The organism is Plantactinospora sp. CNZ321, assembly GCF_004217235.1.
In genome coordinates, this window is the sequence record NZ_SHKQ01000001.1 from 5,427,304 (window position 1) to 5,444,147 (window position 16,844).

Consider the following 16,844-nt stretch of genomic DNA (forward strand, 5'->3'; position numbering starts at 1 on the left):
GTTCGAGTCCCTTTGCCTAGAGTCTCTCGAGACCAGCGAGAACCGTTTCCAGCAGCCGCCGATCCGCGATCTTCTGCTGTGCTGGCGCGCCGACGCGCAGGTAGCCCTGCTCAAGCATCACGTCCACCATGACTTTGGTGATGGTGAGTGGTCGGTGCAGGTAGGCGCCGATCTCGGCAATCGATATCCAGCGTGCGCAGCGGTCGAGGATCTCCCGGTACTCCTGCTCCAGCCGACTCGGATCGACAGGCAGGGCGATCACCTGGGTGGCCAGGTCGAGGTTCGTGTTGCGCGGGCTCGTCCGCCCGTTCACGAGGATGTACAGCGGCACTAGCCGCCCGGCCTGCGCCTCGTCATCGCCGTCCCACACGTCATACGCCATAACCCCTGCCCTGCTGGCCGTTGGCGGCCGTCGCGGTCCCGCGTACCTCGGCACCGAGGTGCTCGCCGATCCGGGTCACCAGCCGGCTCATCTCGTACGCGACCGTTCCCATGTCGACGGTTTGCTCACAGAGTACGGCCAGCCGCGCGTTCTGACCGGCGGCCGCCACGAAGAGGGTTCGGCCGTCGTACTCAATGATGACCTGCTGAACCTGCCCGCTGTCGAACCGCCGGCCCAGCCCGGCGGCGACGCTGTGCAACGAGGATGAACCGGCGGCCAGGAGTTCCGCCGAGTCCTGGGTCAGCGATGTGGACTTCTGGACGACCAGCCCGTCGGTTGACAGGACAACGGCGTAGACAACGTTGGGAACCTCTACGAGCTCGTCCAGCATCCAGGTGAGGTCGTTCCCGGAGATCGAGTTGGTCACGCTTTCCCGCCTTGGTTGTTGTCTCTGGTTGACGCGTCGTTGTTGCCGCCCGCCTTGCCGGCGGCCCACGCCTGCTGGTACCTGGTGAACCGGTCCCGGGCCTCCTCCGGAGACCTCGCCGTGCCGGCCATCGGAGCCGCACTACCCGACGCCTTGGTGTCGTCCCGCAGCTCGGGCGCGATGTGCTGTTGCGGTTGCCGGCTCGGCAGGGGCGGACGGGCTGCACCGGGGTCGGCCGCGCGGGGAGCGGCGGTCCTCGGCGTGCCGGCGTTGCCGTTGGCGTGGCGCTCGCTCATCATTTCGCCCGCCCGGTCGGTTTGTCGGTTGTCGGCCGTTCGAGGGTCGCGGCGTGCCTGTGTCGACCCGTTCGTGGGCATGCCGGAGCCGGCGCCCCGGGGGCGCGGCGCTCGTTGACCGACGCCGGGCCGGGCCGGAACCGCGCCGGCCATGGCCGGCAGTTGAAGATCGGGATCGGTCCGGTCCGCGCCGGAACCGACGGGTTCGGCGGTGATCAGGCGATCGGGCAGCAGCACGATGGCGAGCAGGCCGCCGTAGGCGGAGGTACGAAGGCTCACCTGGATGCCCTCCCGCTTGGCGAGCTCGGCGACAACGTGCAGACCCACCTGCGCACCGTCCTTCAGTGCTGCCACGTCCGGGGTGGGCGCCTTGGCCAGCAGTTCGTTCGCGCTCTCCAGCGCGTCGGCGTTCATCCCCACGCCGCCGTCCTCGATCTCGACCGCGACGCCGTGCTTGACCTCGTTGCAGGTCACCCAGACGGTCGTCTTCGGCGGGGAGAAGGCGAGCGCGTTGTCCAGCACCTCGGCCAACAGGTGGATGGTACCGGCGACCGCACGGCCGGCCAGCGCCACGTCGGGCGCACCGCGCAGGGTGATCCGCTGGTACTGCTGCGCCTCGGCGAACGCGGCCAGCAGCACCCGGCGTACCGGGACGGGGTTCTGGAACCGGCGGCCGATCTGACCACCGGCGAGGATGACCAGGTTCTCCAGGAAGCGCCGGGTCTGAGTGAGCTGGTGGTTGATGTCGAAGAGCTCGGTCAGCAGCTTCTCGTCGCCGACCCGGTCCTGCAACTCCTCGATCACCTTCAGGCCGCGCTGCAACGGACGTTGCGGGCGACGGGCCACCCCCATCAGCATCGCGATACTGGCGGCCCGGGTCTTCGCCTCGTCGATCGCGGCGGCCGCGGCCGCCTTCAGGGACCTGTTGATGACCGCCGCCACCTGGCCGATCTCGTCACTGCCGTAGTCGTGACTGGGCAGTTCGACGGCCAGGTCGACCTGTTCCCGGCGTCGAAGCCGCGCCATCATCAGCGGGAGCCGCTCGTCCACGATCGCGGCGGCGTCCTGCCCCAGCTTGGCCAGCCGGACGGAGAGGGCCTGGTCCACCAGGATGTGCGACTGGCGCAGCGCCCACAGAATGGCGGCGATCGCGATCGACAGTGCGAGCAGGCTGCCGAGCGACGCTGTCAGCAGCTGGTTGTTGCCGGTGCGGAGGGCCTCGGCGGAGACCCCGTCGGCCTGTAGCACCGCCAGGCTGATCAGCTCGTCGGAGACCTGCCGGGTGACTCCCTCCCAGCGGGTCCGGTTGACCGGCAGTCCACCGGGGACGCCGTCCTCCCATGCACCGGCCGCGATCAGCGCGTTCTCCGCAGCAACGAGCTCCTTCCAGGGACCGCTGGCCGTGATGCTCTCGTAGTGCGCCCGGGCAGCCGGTTCGAGGTGCGGTGCGATGTTGGTGAGGGCGGCACGGTAGGCACCGACCAGGGCCACGAACTCCAGGTGGCTCTGTCGGTTGAGCGCGCGGGCACTGAACGCGGCGTCAATCGTGGAGCCGGCCCGCGACATCTGGTCGCTGACCCGGAACGCCTCCGTCGCGGTGACACCGCCGAGACTCGCCGCGGCGTCCGGCACCACCCGGGCCTGCGTGTCGAAGAGCGTGGTCGCGGCCGCCAGGAGCCCGTTGTAGAAGTCGTAGACCCGGGGGCCGCCGGCCGTCCTGGAGTCGATCGTCGCACGCACGTCGGGCAGCTGGTCGAGCTGGTCCGTCAACGCCTGCCAACGGGTGGTGATGGACTGCGGGGCTGCGGACAGCGCATCGCTCGCGGCGCTGCGCAGCTCGGCCAGTCGCTGGTCGGTCTGCTGCCGCTGGTCGGCCAGCGGCTGCAGGTCGCGCGCAGGCTGGGCCAGATAGACGACGCTCAGCCGGCGCTCCTGCTGAAGCGAGGCCAGCGCGGGCACCGCCGGGATCGATACGTCACGGACGCTGTTGGCGACCTCGCGGTTGTAGAATCCCTGGAAGACAAGGTATCCGGAGGCGACGAGCCAGATGACGACGGCGACGACACTGGGAATGAGCACCAATCGGATGACGCGTCGCCTGATCGACTGCTGCCGCCCACGCCGACGGTTTGCCGTCGACTGACCCCGCACATCCGGATCGGGTTGCCTGCTCATGCCGTCGGCTTGCTTGTCCGCCAACTTCGATCCAATCGTGGGCAGCGTGGAGGAGCCAGCGGCTGAGGCACAGCCGGCCGGTACCGATGTGTGTGCAACACTACCAATCTGTCCGGTCTCGCACTAGCCGCCGGCAGTGTAGCGAATTACCTGTTACTCCCCGCCCGCCGCACCGATGCCACCCCGACAGATCCGGCGCCGCCGACCACGGCATCCACAGTGGATGGCCGGGTCGGCTTCACCGGATTGGGAGGCTACACGCCACCCGTCATCCCGGCGGCGGCAGCCACCGAGACCAAGTACCGGTCTGATCGACTGGCGTCGTGCCGGGTTCACGCTTCACAGCCACCTGCCCGCGTACGCGGGTCTTACGGTCGGCTCCACGTGCCGCCACCGGGCCACTCCCGGCGGTCGCCGCCGCAAGGGCGGCGAGGTTGAGAATCCCCGCACTGACCGCGCTGCCGGACAAGCATGGCTGCGTCGATAGCGCCATCGGTCATGCGAGGAAGCGGTGCAGTACGTCTGTCAGGTCGTCAGGATTTTCCTCGGCGACATGGTGTCCGGACAGGATTGGTTCCCCGCGCAGATCCGCGACCCAGGGCCGCCAAACGGCGAGGGGGTCACCATAGAGATCTTCCATGTCGTCACGGGTCGACCACAGGAACAACGTCGGACAACGGACGATGCGGCCAGCACGCCGGTCGGCCTCCTCATGCTCCCGATCCACCCCAAGACCGGCGCGGTAGTCCTCCAACATCGCCCGCACGGTCGCATGATCGTGGATAGCCTCCCGCAGCTCCCGACAATTTTCGGCTCCCATACGTTCGGGCTCCACACTGTCGTACCAGGCGTCGGGATCGGCCATGATGGCACGTTCCGGCTTGTCCGGTTGGGCGAAGAAGAACCAGTGGTACCAGTCCTGAGCGAACCGCGCGTCGCAACGGGCGAGGGCCTCGCTGATGGGTACACCGTCCATGACCACCAGCCGGCCGACCGCGTCGGGATGATCCAGCGCCAGGCGTAACGCCACATAGCAACCGCGGTCGTGCCCGACCGCGGCGAACGTCGGATGGCCAAGCGCGTTCATCAGCCGGAGCATGTCCCCTGCCACCGCGCGCTTGGACTGTTGGGAGTGGTCGGGGCGGATCTGCGCCTTTCCGGACTGTCCGTAGCCGCGCATGTCCGGGCAGACCACCGTGAATCCATGATCCACTAGTCGCGGCGCGACCCGGTACCACGTCGATCCGGTACGCGGATGCCCGTGAACGAGCAGGACCGGGGGCCCCTGTCCGGCGTACCGGACACGTAGCTCCACCTCTCCGACGTCAATCCACCGGTCTGTGAAACCTTCGAACATGCGCGGAAGGTACCCGAGCCCGCATGCCTGCAACATCCACTCGTCGGCATGACGGCGTGCCGCAAGCATGCTGGGTCGTCACGGCGCGTAGCTCGCAGAGAGCATGGCGGTGCCCACGCCCGACGGCAGATCCGTGCGCCTGATCTCGGAAGATGCGCGGACCGGCCTTCGGTGGCGCAACCTCCAGGAGCCCTACGGCGGTGTTCGGGAGGGCGAGGAGGCTCGATGAGCAGACTCGGATGCTCCGGCGCGCTCGGGGAGTCGGCATGCTAGACGGGAGCGTTCAGTGCGCGTCCATTCGCCCTCCAGTTGGCCTGCTTAGCCTCGGCGCATCATCGCCCGTTTCGTCCTCGGCCAGTGTGACGGTGGCCGGCTCAGAGGCGAAAGGGCACCACAGCGGTGGAGGTACACGCTATGAACACCAGTCGTTCCACAGGGCTCCTCCGGCAGCTCGTAGTAGCACTCGGTGCGGTGGTCGCCGTGACGGCGTTCGCGGCCGGTCCTGCCTTCGCGATCGTGCCGACGTCGGAATCCGACCCGAGGACCGGCAGCCTCACCGCGGCCGATCTGGCGGCCGGGGGTCTGACGGCCAAGAGCCTGACGCCGTCCGGGGCCGGTGCGGCGGTGCACCTGCTGTCGCAGTCGGGCGGCACCGCTCCTGGCGCGCTCGTGGCGGCCACGACATGCACGGTCAGCATCAGCCCTCCGGTCAGGGCCGAGGCGGCCTCGGTAGCCGTGGACTACTCGGTCCATTGCGACCAGGAGGTGAACAGCATCTACGGCATCATCGGGATCTTCCGTGGCAACGAGTCCACGCCGCTGGGCAACACCATCGACCAGTTCGACCTGGGGCGCTTCGGCGGCGGCTTCCAGATCGAGCGCACCTGCGCCACCGGCACCCTCTACGCCTTGATGCGGGTGATCGTGAACTTCAAGACCGGCTCGCCGGCGACGATCGACAGCACCTTCGCCGGGCCGGCGGCCGCGATCACCTGCTGATCACGGTACGCGTTGGGGTCGGCGCCCGCTCGGGCACCGGCCCTACACGCCTGTGGGCGTCCGTGCCGGCTTCGCCACCGGGTTGCCCGCAGGTCAAGCATCGCCCGCCTATCCACCGACTGTCGGACGCTATTGGTAGGTTCGCCCTTGTTGATCGAGGCTGGACCAGGTTTGGGGACGCTTGTGGCTGAGGTGGGGGACGCTTGTGGCTGAGGTGGCGCTGCGACCGGTCGATGACTCCGACCTTGACGCGTTGTACGAGCAGCTGCGGGATCCCGAGTCCGTCCGGATGGCAGCCTTCACCGCCAAGGATCCCGACGATCGCGCCGCTTTCGATGCGCACATGGCGAAGGTCCGGACCTCACCCGACGCAACCAACCGCGTCATCACGCTCGATGGACGGCTGGTCGGTAGTATCGCCAGCTTCGTAATCGACGGCGACACCGAGGTCACCTACTGGATCGACAGATCGTTCTGGGGGCAGGGCATCGCTTCCCGGGCTCTGGCCCTCCTCCTGGAATCCGTCCATGTCCGGCCCTTGTTCGCTCGCGCGGCGAGTGACAACGCGGGGTCGCTGAAAGTACTGCAGAGGGCAGGGTTTGTGATCACGGGCACGGAGATTTCCTTCGCCAACGGACGCAACACAGAGGTCGAGGAAACCATCCTGCGCCTCGATGAACCCCCGGCGACCGCGCCATCCGATATGTCGAGCGCCAAGAAGCGGGCTCACTGATCTCGACAGATCCGGCCCTCGGCCGACGCAGGAGGCAGGCCACGGAGCGCGACGCCTCCCAGTTGGGTGTCGCACCGGGCGGCGCCAGAAGCGATCACGGATACCGATACGCGGACACCATCGTCAGGCGGCCCAGCCGGGTACGGCGTCGTACTTCGGGCTGGGACCGAAGCGGTTCGGGCCGGGCGTGCCGTCCTGCACGAAGAACACCAGCAGGACAACCGCACCGACAAGCGGGATCAGCCCGATCAGGATCCACCAGCCGGAACGGTCGGTGTCGTGCAGGCGCCGCACGGCGACCGCCAGCGACGGCAGGAGGAGCGCCAGGCTGGCGAGCAGGTTCAGCAGGCCGCCAGACCCACTCGACCCTTCGAAGTCGGTACCCAGCGCGGAATCGAGGATCGAGGTCGCGATGCCGACGAGGATCGAGAAAAGGAAGAACCACCAGTACTCGGAGCGGCGAGCCCGCCCGCCGAACCCGACATACTGGGAAAGCACCGAACGAACGGCAGCGGTAAATGACATGACGACTCCAGCGTCTCGAAAGTGCGGCCAGGCGCGGCATCAGGGTACGCGGCAGCGGCAACCGCACCGCCCAAATCCAACCGGTCGCGAAGAAACCGCGATCGCCAGCGCTATCCGCCCGTCGGCACGACAGGACAGAATGGGATGGGATGCCCCTGCGGAGCCGGTTACCAGCGCGACGGTTGGGCGCCTGTATCCCCGCTTTGAGGGCCGCATCTTCAGCGCCACCGAGGTCGCCACAGCGGGGGAATCCATCGGAACGCCGACGGCTCAGGGCCGGACGGCGGCGCCGAAACGCACCGCGAGGGCGGCGACCGCGGCCCGGAGTTCGGGTCCACCCTCGACCCGGAACCCGAACGGCACGCTCGGCAGCCACTCCTGGGCGTACATGGACGGGTTGCTCGTGCTGCCGAGGAGTACGCACTCGTCTCCCGACGGTTCGAGCCGGCCCATGGGGGGCCGGATCCACGGCGCCACCTCGGCCGCCGGAGCCTCGAAGACGACGCGGGTGGGGAACTCCCAGCCGCTGCCCAGGTTCTCCTCCAGGGCCGCCACCGGGTCCAGCCCGTCGGGCGGCTCGAAGGGGTGCCCGGTCTGCTGGACCGCGCGGACCCGGTCGAGCCGGTAGGTGCGGATCGCCTCCGCACGGTGCGAGTGGCACAGCAGGTACCAGCGGCCGTACCGGACGACCACCGCCCACGGGTCCACCTCGGCGTCCCACTCGGCGCCCGACTCGCTCCGGTAGCTGACCGACACCCGCCGTCGCGCCGCGACGGCGGCGACGAGGGCGCCGGTGATGGTGGGATCCGGCCGGGACGAATAGCGGTCGGGCGCGGCCGAGGCGTACCTGCGCAGTGCGGCCGCCTGCCGGCCGACACGCTCCGGGAGTACCTGGATGACCTTGCCCAGGGCGGAACCGACGAGATCGTCGGCGTCGGTGGCGGCCGGCTGACCGTCGAGTACCGCCATGACCAGGCCCAGCGCCTCCGCCTCGGTGAACACGACCGGGGGCAGCCGCGTCCCCCGGCGAAGCCGGTAGCCGCCGTAGGGGCCTCGGACGGACTCCACCGGAATGCCGGCCTCGCGGAGGATCCCGACGTACCGCCGTGCGGCTCGTTCCGTGACTCCCAGGCGCTCGGCGAGTTCGGCGGCGGTCGTGCCGGGGCGGGCCTGAAGGATTTCGAGCGTGCGTAGGGCTCGTGCGGTGGGGCTCAGTTCGGTCGGCACTCCGGCCAGGCTAGGCGCCGCCGGGATGAACCGGTAGTAGATCGTCCGGAACTGGGCCTAGCGTCATGCCCATAACAGCGACCCGGACGAGGACGCGTCCGCCGCGACCGGGCTGGAGAGAGGGAAATGATCATGGACATACTGCTCGTCGCCGGCCTCTGGCTCGACGGATCCGCCTGGAACGAGGTTGTGCCCCCACTCAGGGCGCACGGCCACCGCCCCGTGCCGCTCACCCTGCCGGGCCAGGGTGCCGGATCCACCGCCGCCACCCTCGACGACCAGGTGGAGACGGTGCTCGCCGCCGTCGACTCGGCGCCCGGCAAGCCGGTCGTGGTGGGACACTCCGCCGCCTGCAGCCTGGCCTGGATTGCCGCGGACGCGCGACCGGAAAAGGTGGGCAAGGTCGTCCTCGTCGGTGGCTTCCCCGCCGTGGACGGAAGCACCTACGCCGAGTTCTTCGAGCTGACCGACGGCGTCATGCCCTTCCCCGGCTGGGGCCCGTTCGAAGGACCGGACTCCGCCGACCTCGACGAGGAGGCCCGGCGAGCAATCGCGTCGGCCGCGATCCCGGTCCCCGATGGGGTGGCCAGGGGCAGGGTACGGCTGGCCGACGAACGACGCTTCGACGTCCCGGTCGTACTCGTCTGTCCCGAGTTCACCCCGGACCAGGCGCGGGAGTGGATCGCCGCCGGGGACGCGCCCGAGCTCGCCAGGGCCAAGCGCCTGGAACTGGTCGACATCGAGTCGGGCCACTGGCCCATGTTCAGTCGGCCGACCGAGTTCGCCCGGCTGCTCGCCTCGGCCGCCGCCGGATCCTGACCGGCGCCTCCACGCGGGCCACCCGCGCCGGCTGGCGCCAGGGCGGCTCTGATCGACGGGGTGCCGGGTACGGACGCGACGCCCGTGCCCGGCACCGGAGCCCCAGCCCCCGCCGGGTACGGCCGGTCGCCTCCGGAACACCGGGGCCATTCCGCGTAGGGTGTCGATCCTGCGCTGGCTCGTCACGCCCGCACCGCATGGCGACGTTCCGTGGTCAACCGCCTGCGCGACGACCGGGTGGTCAGCCGCGGACGTACCCGAAGGATCTGCCGGCTACCACCACTGCTGGACGGTGACGTACGGACCGCCGCCGTTGTCGCTGATGTTCGTGTCGTTGATGCCGAGTTCGAGTTTCGGCCGCTTGGTCGGGTCAGGCAGGACGACACCGAGACACTCGCTGTCCCCGCCTACCGGAAACCACTGGTTCTTCTGGAAGTAGCGGTTCCGATGGTCGTGCCAGATCATGCCCTCGGTGATCCGGGCCACCAACATGTACTTGTATCCGCTGGGCATGGGCCAACCCTCAGGTGCCAGTTCCAGGTCACCCCATACGCCCCGGGTCGCGCCCCAGTAGTCGATCCGGGTGGTGCCACTCGCCCGGATCCGGAGCACGTCCCCGTGGTAGAGGCCGTAGGGCGCCCGCCACGCGTCGGTGTAGTTGCCCCTGGCCTGCCACGGCTCCGCGTCCACATAGCTCGGACGGACTCTGTTGACGCAACTGCTCAGGTCCGGCAACGCCGCTGCTGCCGGCCCGGCCGGCAGCACGACCATCGCCGACCCGGTGAGCACCACGGTCACCGCGGCAAGGGCCCGCCGGGCCCACCGCAGCAGCCCGGTGTTGGTCGCTGCTATTGCCCTCACCACCACTGGCGGACGGTGACGTACGGACCACCGCCGTTGTCGCTGATGTTCGGGTCGTTGATGCCGAGCTGCAGCGCCGGCGCCACCGACCCGGCGAAGACGACGATGCCGAGGCAGCCGCTGTTGCCGCCCACCGGGAACCACTGGTTCGGCTCGTAGTAGCGCCCCCGGGCGTCATGCCAGACATAACCGGTGCTGACCCGGCCGATCAGCATGTACTGCCGCTCGCCGGGCAGCGGCCACCCGTTCGGCGCAAGGGCAGAATCACCCTGGACGTTCTTGTTGGCTCCCCAGTAGTCGATGCGTGTCGTGCCCGTCGCGGTGATGCGTAGCGCATCCAGGCTCTGGATGCCGTAGGGCGCCCGCCACGCGTCGATGTAGTTGCCCCTGGCCTGCCACGGATTGACGTCTACATAGCTTGGCCGGGCGTCGGCGCGGCAATCGTTGAGGTTCGCCGGGTCTGCCGAGGCGGGCGAGGCGGGCCAGACGGCAAGTGCTGAGGCGGTGAACACGGCGGTGACAGCGGCGAGGGTCCTCGCCAGTCGGCGCCCGCGTCGCTCGGAAGTGGTATTCAACGGGTCTCCTCTGCAGGATCCTGTGCCGATCGGACAGGCGGCGATCGGGCCGCGCATCCTCGGCTGTGGAGGGTACGAGCCAGACCGTAAGCCTCGGTGTCAACGGCCACAGCCTCCGCAGGAAAGCGGGCGCTGGCGGTACCTCAGACTCCCGGGGAGGCGGTCATGCCGTGTGGACTGAGCGAGGCCTCCAGCCGGATGCCGCCGATGGTCGTCACCCGCTCACTGTCGGCATTCTTCGTCGCCCACTCCGATGCCTGCTTCCGCAGTTGGTCGCCCTGTGGCGTGAGCACCGTGTCGGCCAGGGTGGCGGCGAGCGTCGTACACGCCTTGGTCTTCAGGCCCAGACGGCACGTGCTGGTCACCACCCTGACCTTGTCGTCGGCGTCGTACTCGACGGTGACGCGCATGTCCCCCTCGTCGTCCGGCGGGGTGCACTCCAGCGCTTTCGTGGCGCGGCTGAAGGGCTCCGCATCCGGCTTGTCGGTACAGACCCACGAGTTGGCCTTCTTCAACCAGTCCTCGACGACCAGCGCGAGGGTCACCCCGGTCATGTACCGCCGTTCCCCCGTCGGGAACTCGGCGGCGAACGGGGGCGCGGAGTCGTTGCCCGGAGGCTCGGTGGTCACCATTCCGGTGACACCGCCGATCAGTCCGCCCAGCACCGCCGCCGCCACCAGCGTGCCGACCAGCGCCAGCAGGAAGCCGGCCTTGGACGGGCGACCGGGGACCGCGCCCCGGGGTGGTGGGAAGGCCGTGCCCGGAGAACCGGAAGCGGGGAAACCGGAGGGGCCGGGCGCGCCGGACGAACCGGGAACGCCGGACCGATCGGGAACGCCGGGCCGATCGGGAACGCCGGACGGTGGTTGGAAGGGGCCGTGGCCGGGCTGCCCCGCCGGCCCGGTGGGTGGCGCGGCTTCCACCGGTCGCCAGGCGGTGCCGTCCCACCAGAACCGGCCGTCCGGCGAGTAACGCTGTCCGGGAGGTTGAACCGTCATCAGAAGTTGCCCTTGATGTTGAGCTCGACGGAGTACGTCTCGGGATTGGTCAACCGGTACTCGTAGTCACCGATGATGGCCTGGGTGTCCTTCTGGCCGTTAACCTGCTCGGCCAGCCACTCCTCGATCCGGGCGGACGTCTCCGCGTCCCGGGCGTAGGGCAGCGTGGCGAACCAGTTCAGGTACGCCAGACCGGTCTCGGCGACCGGGGTGCCCCGGTGGATGTCGACCCTTATCGCGTGGATGAGCTCGTCGGCGACCTGGAGCGTGACCCTGAAACGTACGAAGCCGACCATCAGCTCGCAGGTCTGGTGGTTGTAGTCCTTCGAGCAGGTGTGCCCCTGGTCCTGGAGTGCCTTGACCACGGTCGCGGCCTCAAGCCGGGGGATGCAGCGGTAGATGTCGCAGGACTGGGACGCCTGGCTGCCCTGGTAGCTCCGGGCGCCGAAGAACGCTCCGACACCGGCGAGCAGCAGCATGACCACGCCGGCCACCGGAACCAGAAGCCAGCGACGGCGGTTGCTCACGCTCGTCCCCGGCGCCGGGGCACCGCCCGGCGGCACCGGCGGGCTACCCGGCGACCCGGGCGGCATCGCCGGGCCGGCGGGCAGCGGTCCGGGCCGGGCCGGGGGCGGAGTACGCGGCTCCGAAGGGGGCACGGACATCTCAGCCTCCGTTCCGGACAGAGTTCTTCCACCGGCTCAGGAACGATCCGGCGGACATGTCGAGTACCTCTTCGGAGATGCTCTCAAAGATCGGCAGTTCCAGGATCGAATGGTCGGCCGAGTCGATGCGCTGTACGAGGCGCGCGTACAACTCCGCCGCCGCGTCCCGTCCCTTCAACCGCTCCGCGAGGCTGAAAACCGTCGAGCCCAGGGCGTAGTTGAAGATGACATCCTTGTTGTAGAAGGCCTCGCTCCGCGGCGTGGTGCCGCGGAACTTGCCGGCCCGTACCCCTCGGGCGACATCGCCGCGGATCGCGGCCGTCCGGGCCGGCTGGTCGATGGTCTCGCTGTACCGGGCGAACCCCTCGACTACCCACCTGGCCGGTTGCAGGAGCTCGTTGTAGCCGGCCAGGGACACCCGGGCGGTGACCGCGTGGGTCAACTCGTGTCGCACGGTGGTCCAGGTCGGGTTCCTGCCGGCCTCGATCGACCCGAGGTTGACCACGATCCGGGAGGCGGCGAACTGGTCGGCGTAGATCCGGCCGTTCTTTCCGACCCCGAGCTGCGGGATCTGGTACCCCAGCGCCTGCTCGCTGGTCGGGCCGGTGCTACCCAGGCCGAACCACTGGTCGACGTTCTTCGGGTCCCGGGTGAAGAAGAGGACGTTGCCGGGGAAGGCATCCCGGTCACCCCAGAGCTTCTTGACCGTGGCCAGTTCCCGGTTGGTGACGGCGGCGTACTCCTTCAGGTCGGTGACGCTCTCGTCACCGACCAGCCAGACCGCGTCGCCGACCTTCAGTACGTTGAGCTTGTCGGTGTGCCACGGTGCGTCGGCACGCGGACCCGGCTCCCCCAGTTCCTCCCGGTTCTCCGTGGTGACCCGCACGATGTCGCCGATCAGGTACTTGTCGCCCTTCTTGATCAGCCGGTAGTGGAACGACTCGGCCGGGGCGATGTCGCCGGGGCCGGCGTCGGCGGTGAGCTTGGTGATCCGGGTCACCGGCCGGAACCACGAGCCTTCCTCGGCCGGTCGCTCGTGCATGCCTTCCAGCACATACCTGATCTCGGCGAACTCGAACTGGCGCAGGTTGGCGAAGACCAGCCGCTCCTGCCCGATCAGGTCCTTGTTGGCCGGGTCGATGTCGGCGAGGTACGCCTTCTCGTTCCGCTCGGTCAGGGCCTTCGCCCGGCGTTCGAGGATCGGCCTTATCTTGCTCAACTTCGAGGCCGAGCCCTCGTAGTCCCCGCTCTGGATGACCGGCTTCTCCGGGCCACCGCATCCGGCCAGCAGCAGTCCACCGGCCAACAGGACCGACCGCCTGGACCACTGGATCCCGCTGGTCACGTCGTTCGGTAACACCTCCGGCACGTTGCCGTACCCCCCAAGTTCCGGAACAGCACTTATCGGCCAGCCCGGCTGTGAGCGCACCCGAGCTTCCTGGTCGCCGCCGGGTCTCTGCCCCGGCCGCTCCTGGCCCGGGGCGTCGGAGCGTGCGCTCCGGTCATGACGGGACCGGGCGCGCCGCACGTGCCGAGCCGAGCGCGGGTAGAACCATCCGAAACGAAGCGCCCAGGTTGCGCCCAGATCCCGCCCAGGCGTCATGGCGCACCCGCCGATTCGTCCCCTATATTGGCGCTGCATGTTGTTCTGTTCCGAGAGTGTGGCTGTCTGACGCCGTACGGGCTCGTCTCTCCGGACGTCGGACCGGTCGACGTGAGTGAGGAGCGGGGTGGAACTTCGAGTGCTGGGGCCGCTGGACGTGCGGCACGCAGGAGTGAGCGTCCCGCTGGGCGGGCCGCGTCAACGCGCCGTACTCGCGGCCCTGTTACTGCGAGCGAACGAGGTGGTGACCGGTCAGTACCTGACCGAGGTGGTGTGGGAAACCCCACCCGTCAGCCCGGAGTCCAACATTCGGACGTACGTCGCCGGGTTACGGCAGCGGTTGCAGCAGGCCGGCGCGGACGCCTCCCGGCTCGTCACCGACGCCGGCGGCTACCTCTTCCGGGTGCTTCCCGGCGAGTTGGACATCGAGACCTTCTCCCATCTGGTCACCCGGGCCCGGCAGGCCCAGGACGACGGCGAGTTCGGGCGGGCCGCGGAGTGCTACCAGGAGGCGCTGGCGCTGTGGCGCGGCACTCCGCTGGACGGGCTGCCGGTCGGCTCGCGCCTCTGGGCAGAGGTTGCCCAACTGGAGGAGCGGCACCTCAGCGCCGTCGAGCAACACGCCACCGCCCGGTTGGCGCTGGGTGAACACGACGGCCTGATCGGCGAGCTGCGTCGCCTGGTCCTCCAGCATCCGCTCCGGGAGAACCTGTGGATCCGGCTGATGCTCGCGCTGTGCGGCGCGGGACGCCCGGCGGAAGCGCTGAAGGCCTTCCAGGATGCCCGCCGGGTGCTCCGCGACGAACTCGGCACCGAGCCGGGCCGTGAACTACAGAACCTCCACCAGCGGATCCTGCGCCGGGAGGCGGTGGCGACGGCACCGCCCGCGTCACGTGCCGGGCCGCCCGCCGGACCGGCCACCGTGCCCAGGCAACTGCCGTCGGACGTACGGGGGTTCGCCGCCCGGGCGACCGAGCTGGCCCGGCTCGACGCCATCCTCTCCGGCACCGGTGGAGACGCCACCGCGGTGCCGGTCTGTGTGGTGTCCGGCACCGCCGGAGTCGGCAAGACCGCCCTGGCGGTGCACTGGGCGCACCGGGTCGCCGAGCGGTTCCCGGACGGGCAGCTGTACGTGAACCTGCGAGGCTTCGACCCGACCGGGGCGTTGACCAGCCTCGCCGAGGCGGTACGCGGATTCCTCGACGCCCTGGCCGTGCCTCCCGATCGGGTCCCCGCCGGCCTGGAGGCACAGATCGGTCTCTACCGCAGCCTGCTGGCGGGCCGGCGGATGCTGGTCATGCTGGACAACGCCCGGGACATCGAGCAGGTCCGTCCACTGCTACCGGGCACCCCCGGCAGCCTCGTCCTGGTGACCAGCCGGAACCGCCTGACCGGGCTGGTCGCGGCCGAGGGTGCGCACCCGGTGACCCTGGACCTGCTGACCGTCGACGACGCGCGCGAGATGCTGGCCCGTCGCCTCGGTGCCGCCCGGCTGGACGGCGAGCCCCAGGCCGTGGACGAGATCATCGCGTCGTGCGCGCGGCTACCCCTCGCCCTCGCCGTCGCGGGTGCCCGCGCCGACACCCATCCCGCGTTCCCGCTCGGCGCGCTCGCCCGTGAACTGCGGGACGTCCGGGCCGGGCTGGACGTCTTCGCCATCGGCGACGCCGCCACCGACGTGCGGGCGGTGCTCTCCTGGTCGTATCTCACCCTGAGTCCCGCCGCGGCCAGGCTCTTCCGGCTGCTGGGGCTGCACCCCGGTCCGGAGACCACCGCACCGGCTGCGGCGAGCCTCGCCGGGCTGCCGCCGCACCGGGTACGTCTCCTGCTGGCCGAGCTGGCCCGCGCCCACCTGGTCGTCGAGCAGACGCCCGGCAGGTACGCCTGCCACGACCTGCTCCGGGCGTACGCCGTGGAGCTGGCGGCCGAGCTGGACGCCGAGCCGGACCGGCGGGCCGCCGTACGCCGGGTGCTCGACCACTATCTGCACACCGCCTGGGAGGCCTGCCGGCTGCTGGATCCGCACCGGGATGTGCTCACCGTCGAGCCGGCCGAGGCCGGAGTGGAACCAGAGGCCCTCGCCGACCCCGCCGGTGCCCGGCACTGGCTCGCCGCGGAACACTCCGTACTGCTCGCCACGATCACGAGTGCGGCCGGTGGCGGGTTCGACGCGCACGCGTGGCAGCTGGCGTGGATTCTCGTGGACCACCTCGACTACGGCGGCCGCTACCACGACATGGCGGTCACCCAGCTCACCGCGCTGGAGGCCGCCCGACGACTCGGCGACCAGCGGGCACAGGCCTATGCGCAGCGCGGGCTCGGCGGCGCGTACGCCCAACTGGGTCCGCTCACCCGGGCCGAGGCCCACTACCGGCTGGCGCTCGACCTCTTCGGCGAGCTGGACGACCGGGTCGGGCAGGCGTTCGTCCATCTCGGGCTCGCCAGGGTGCTCGCCCGGCAGACCCGGTACGCCGAGGCGCGGGACCACGCCGAGCAGGCGCTGGAACTGAACCGGGTCGCGCTCAACCGGCCCGGGCAGGCCCGGGCGCTCAACGGCGTCGGGTGGTACGAGGCGCAGCTCGGGAACTACCGGGAGGCGCTGTCACACTGCCGGGAGGCACTGCTTCTCCAGCGGACCATCGCCGACCGGCGCGGTGAGGCGAACACCCTGCACAGCCTGGGGTACGCCCATCAGCGCCTCGGCCTGCAACGGCACGCCGTCGCCTGTTACCAGGTGGCTCGCGACCTCTTCGCCGCGCTCGGCGACCGGTACAACGTCGCGGACACACTGCGCTGTCTCGGTGACGCCCACGATGCCGGCGGCGACCGCGAGGCGGCCGGCGAGGCCAGGCGGCAGGCGCTGGAGATCCTCGTTGAGATCGGTCACCCGGACGCCGAGCAGATCCGCGCCCAGCTCCGCTCCGGGGAGGTCGGGGACCGATCCGGAGGGGTCGGTGGTGGCGATTCCGGTGGCGAGCCGGTGACCGGCGACACGCTGTCCGCCGCGTAGCCGCCGTTCGCCGAGGCGGGCCACGGCCCGGCCTCCGGCTGATCGCCGCTGCCGTCGGCCGATCGCCGCTGCCGTCGGCTCACCGCCGCTGCCGTCGGCTCACCGCCACGGCCACCGGCTCGGAACCGCCACTGCGGCCGACTCGGACCGCCACTGCGGCCGGCTCGGACCGCCACTGCCGCCGTCGGGCCG

At 70.0% G+C, this 16,844-nt stretch carries 15 protein-coding genes; 4 read left to right on the forward strand and 11 right to left on the reverse strand.

The genetic code is table 11. The features are described 5' to 3' along the window. Window positions 1–16: 16 nt before the first annotated feature. The 4 genes from EV371_RS23475 to EV371_RS23495 all read right to left on the reverse strand — a co-directional run bounded on the left by EV371_RS23475 (window position 17) and on the right by EV371_RS23495 (window position 4,637). A complete protein-coding gene (locus EV371_RS23475) occupies window positions 17–382 on the reverse strand; it encodes a DUF742 domain-containing protein (RefSeq protein ID WP_130463963.1) in 366 nt (121 codons plus the stop codon). Then, a complete protein-coding gene (locus EV371_RS23480; RefSeq protein ID WP_349339620.1) occupies window positions 372–809 on the reverse strand; it encodes a roadblock/LC7 domain-containing protein in 438 nt (145 codons plus the stop codon). The genes EV371_RS23475 and EV371_RS23480 overlap by 11 nt, the downstream gene beginning before the upstream one ends. After that, window positions 806–3,184 carry a sensor histidine kinase gene (locus EV371_RS23485; RefSeq protein ID WP_349339619.1) on the reverse strand — a complete coding sequence of 793 codons (2,379 nt, stop codon included), beginning with the start codon at window positions 3,182–3,184 and terminating at the stop codon, window positions 806–808. Before EV371_RS23485 ends, EV371_RS23480 begins: the two co-directional genes overlap by 4 nt. A 592-nt stretch (window positions 3,185–3,776) precedes the next feature. Next, the gene (locus tag EV371_RS23495; protein WP_130463964.1) at window positions 3,777–4,637 is read right to left on the reverse strand and encodes an alpha/beta fold hydrolase; all 861 of its coding nucleotides are present in this window, start codon (window positions 4,635–4,637) and stop codon (window positions 3,777–3,779) included. Between the two features lie 414 nt (window positions 4,638–5,051). Here EV371_RS23495 and EV371_RS23500 point away from each other — a divergent pair, with 414 nt between their 5' ends. After that, entirely contained in the window at window positions 5,052–5,636 is a 585-nt protein-coding gene (locus EV371_RS23500) for a hypothetical protein (protein ID WP_130463965.1), read from the forward strand. Between the two features lie 205 nt (window positions 5,637–5,841). Then, window positions 5,842–6,369, forward strand: a complete 528-nt coding sequence (locus EV371_RS23505; RefSeq protein ID WP_130463966.1) for a GNAT family N-acetyltransferase — start codon at window positions 5,842–5,844, stop codon at window positions 6,367–6,369. 123 nt (window positions 6,370–6,492) lie between these two features. On the opposite strand, the gene EV371_RS23510 is transcribed toward EV371_RS23505, so the two are convergent. Continuing rightward, on the reverse strand, window positions 6,493–6,894 hold the full coding sequence (locus EV371_RS23510; protein WP_130463967.1) for a DUF805 domain-containing protein: 402 nt from the start codon (window positions 6,892–6,894) through the stop codon (window positions 6,493–6,495). A gap of 270 nt (window positions 6,895–7,164) precedes the next feature. Beyond that, entirely contained in the window at window positions 7,165–8,121 is a 957-nt protein-coding gene (locus EV371_RS23515) for a WYL domain-containing protein (protein ID WP_130463968.1), read from the reverse strand. A gap of 132 nt (window positions 8,122–8,253) precedes the next feature. Here EV371_RS23515 and EV371_RS23520 point away from each other — a divergent pair, with 132 nt between their 5' ends. Beyond that, window positions 8,254–8,940, forward strand: coding sequence for an alpha/beta fold hydrolase (locus EV371_RS23520; RefSeq protein ID WP_130463969.1), 687 nt, complete (start codon window positions 8,254–8,256; stop codon window positions 8,938–8,940). A gap of 273 nt (window positions 8,941–9,213) precedes the next feature. Here the strand turns inward: EV371_RS23520 and EV371_RS23525 are convergent, their stop codons facing one another. The 5 genes from EV371_RS23525 to EV371_RS23545 all read right to left on the reverse strand — a co-directional run bounded on the left by EV371_RS23525 (window position 9,214) and on the right by EV371_RS23545 (window position 13,408). Next, window positions 9,214–9,804, reverse strand: a complete 591-nt coding sequence (locus EV371_RS23525) for a hypothetical protein (protein ID WP_130463970.1) — start codon at window positions 9,802–9,804, stop codon at window positions 9,214–9,216. Continuing rightward, window positions 9,798–10,376 carry a hypothetical protein gene (locus tag EV371_RS23530; protein WP_130463971.1) on the reverse strand — a complete coding sequence of 193 codons (579 nt, stop codon included), beginning with the start codon at window positions 10,374–10,376 and terminating at the stop codon, window positions 9,798–9,800. The genes EV371_RS23525 and EV371_RS23530 overlap by 7 nt, the downstream gene beginning before the upstream one ends. A 143-nt stretch (window positions 10,377–10,519) precedes the next feature. Next, window positions 10,520–11,374 (reverse strand): hypothetical protein, encoded by an 855-nt coding sequence (locus EV371_RS23535; RefSeq protein WP_130463972.1) that lies wholly within the window; start codon window positions 11,372–11,374, stop codon window positions 10,520–10,522. Continuing rightward, window positions 11,374–12,039, reverse strand: coding sequence for a hypothetical protein (locus EV371_RS23540; RefSeq protein ID WP_130463973.1), 666 nt, complete (start codon window positions 12,037–12,039; stop codon window positions 11,374–11,376). Before EV371_RS23540 ends, EV371_RS23535 begins: the two co-directional genes overlap by 1 nt. A gap of 1 nt (window position 12,040) precedes the next feature. Then, a complete protein-coding gene (locus tag EV371_RS23545; protein WP_130463974.1) occupies window positions 12,041–13,408 on the reverse strand; it encodes a hypothetical protein in 1,368 nt (455 codons plus the stop codon). A gap of 361 nt (window positions 13,409–13,769) precedes the next feature. On the opposite strand from EV371_RS23545, the gene EV371_RS23550 reads away from it, so the two are divergent. Next, on the forward strand, window positions 13,770–16,652 hold the full coding sequence (locus tag EV371_RS23550) for an AfsR/SARP family transcriptional regulator (protein ID WP_349340999.1): 2,883 nt from the start codon (window positions 13,770–13,772) through the stop codon (window positions 16,650–16,652). Window positions 16,653–16,844 lie beyond the last annotated feature (192 nt).

What these genes read in the sequence shown, in the direction of transcription:
- EV371_RS23510 (WP_130463967.1), bottom strand. Translation starts at nt 6,894, where the DNA reads ATGTCATTTACCGCTGCCGTTCGTTCGGTGCTTTCCCAGTATGTCGGG.
- EV371_RS23540 (WP_130463973.1), bottom strand. Translation starts at nt 12,039, where the DNA reads ATGTCCGTGCCCCCTTCGGAGCCGCGTACTCCGCCCCCGGCCCGGCCC.
- EV371_RS23500 (WP_130463965.1), top strand. Translation starts at nt 5,052, where the DNA reads ATGAACACCAGTCGTTCCACAGGGCTCCTCCGGCAGCTCGTAGTAGCA.
- EV371_RS23535 (WP_130463972.1), bottom strand. Translation starts at nt 11,374, where the DNA reads ATGACGGTTCAACCTCCCGGACAGCGTTACTCGCCGGACGGCCGGTTC.
- EV371_RS23495 (WP_130463964.1), bottom strand. Translation starts at nt 4,637, where the DNA reads ATGTTCGAAGGTTTCACAGACCGGTGGATTGACGTCGGAGAGGTGGAG.
- EV371_RS23475 (WP_130463963.1), bottom strand. Translation starts at nt 382, where the DNA reads ATGGCGTATGACGTGTGGGACGGCGATGACGAGGCGCAGGCCGGGCGG.
- EV371_RS23520 (WP_130463969.1), top strand. Translation starts at nt 8,254, where the DNA reads ATGGACATACTGCTCGTCGCCGGCCTCTGGCTCGACGGATCCGCCTGG.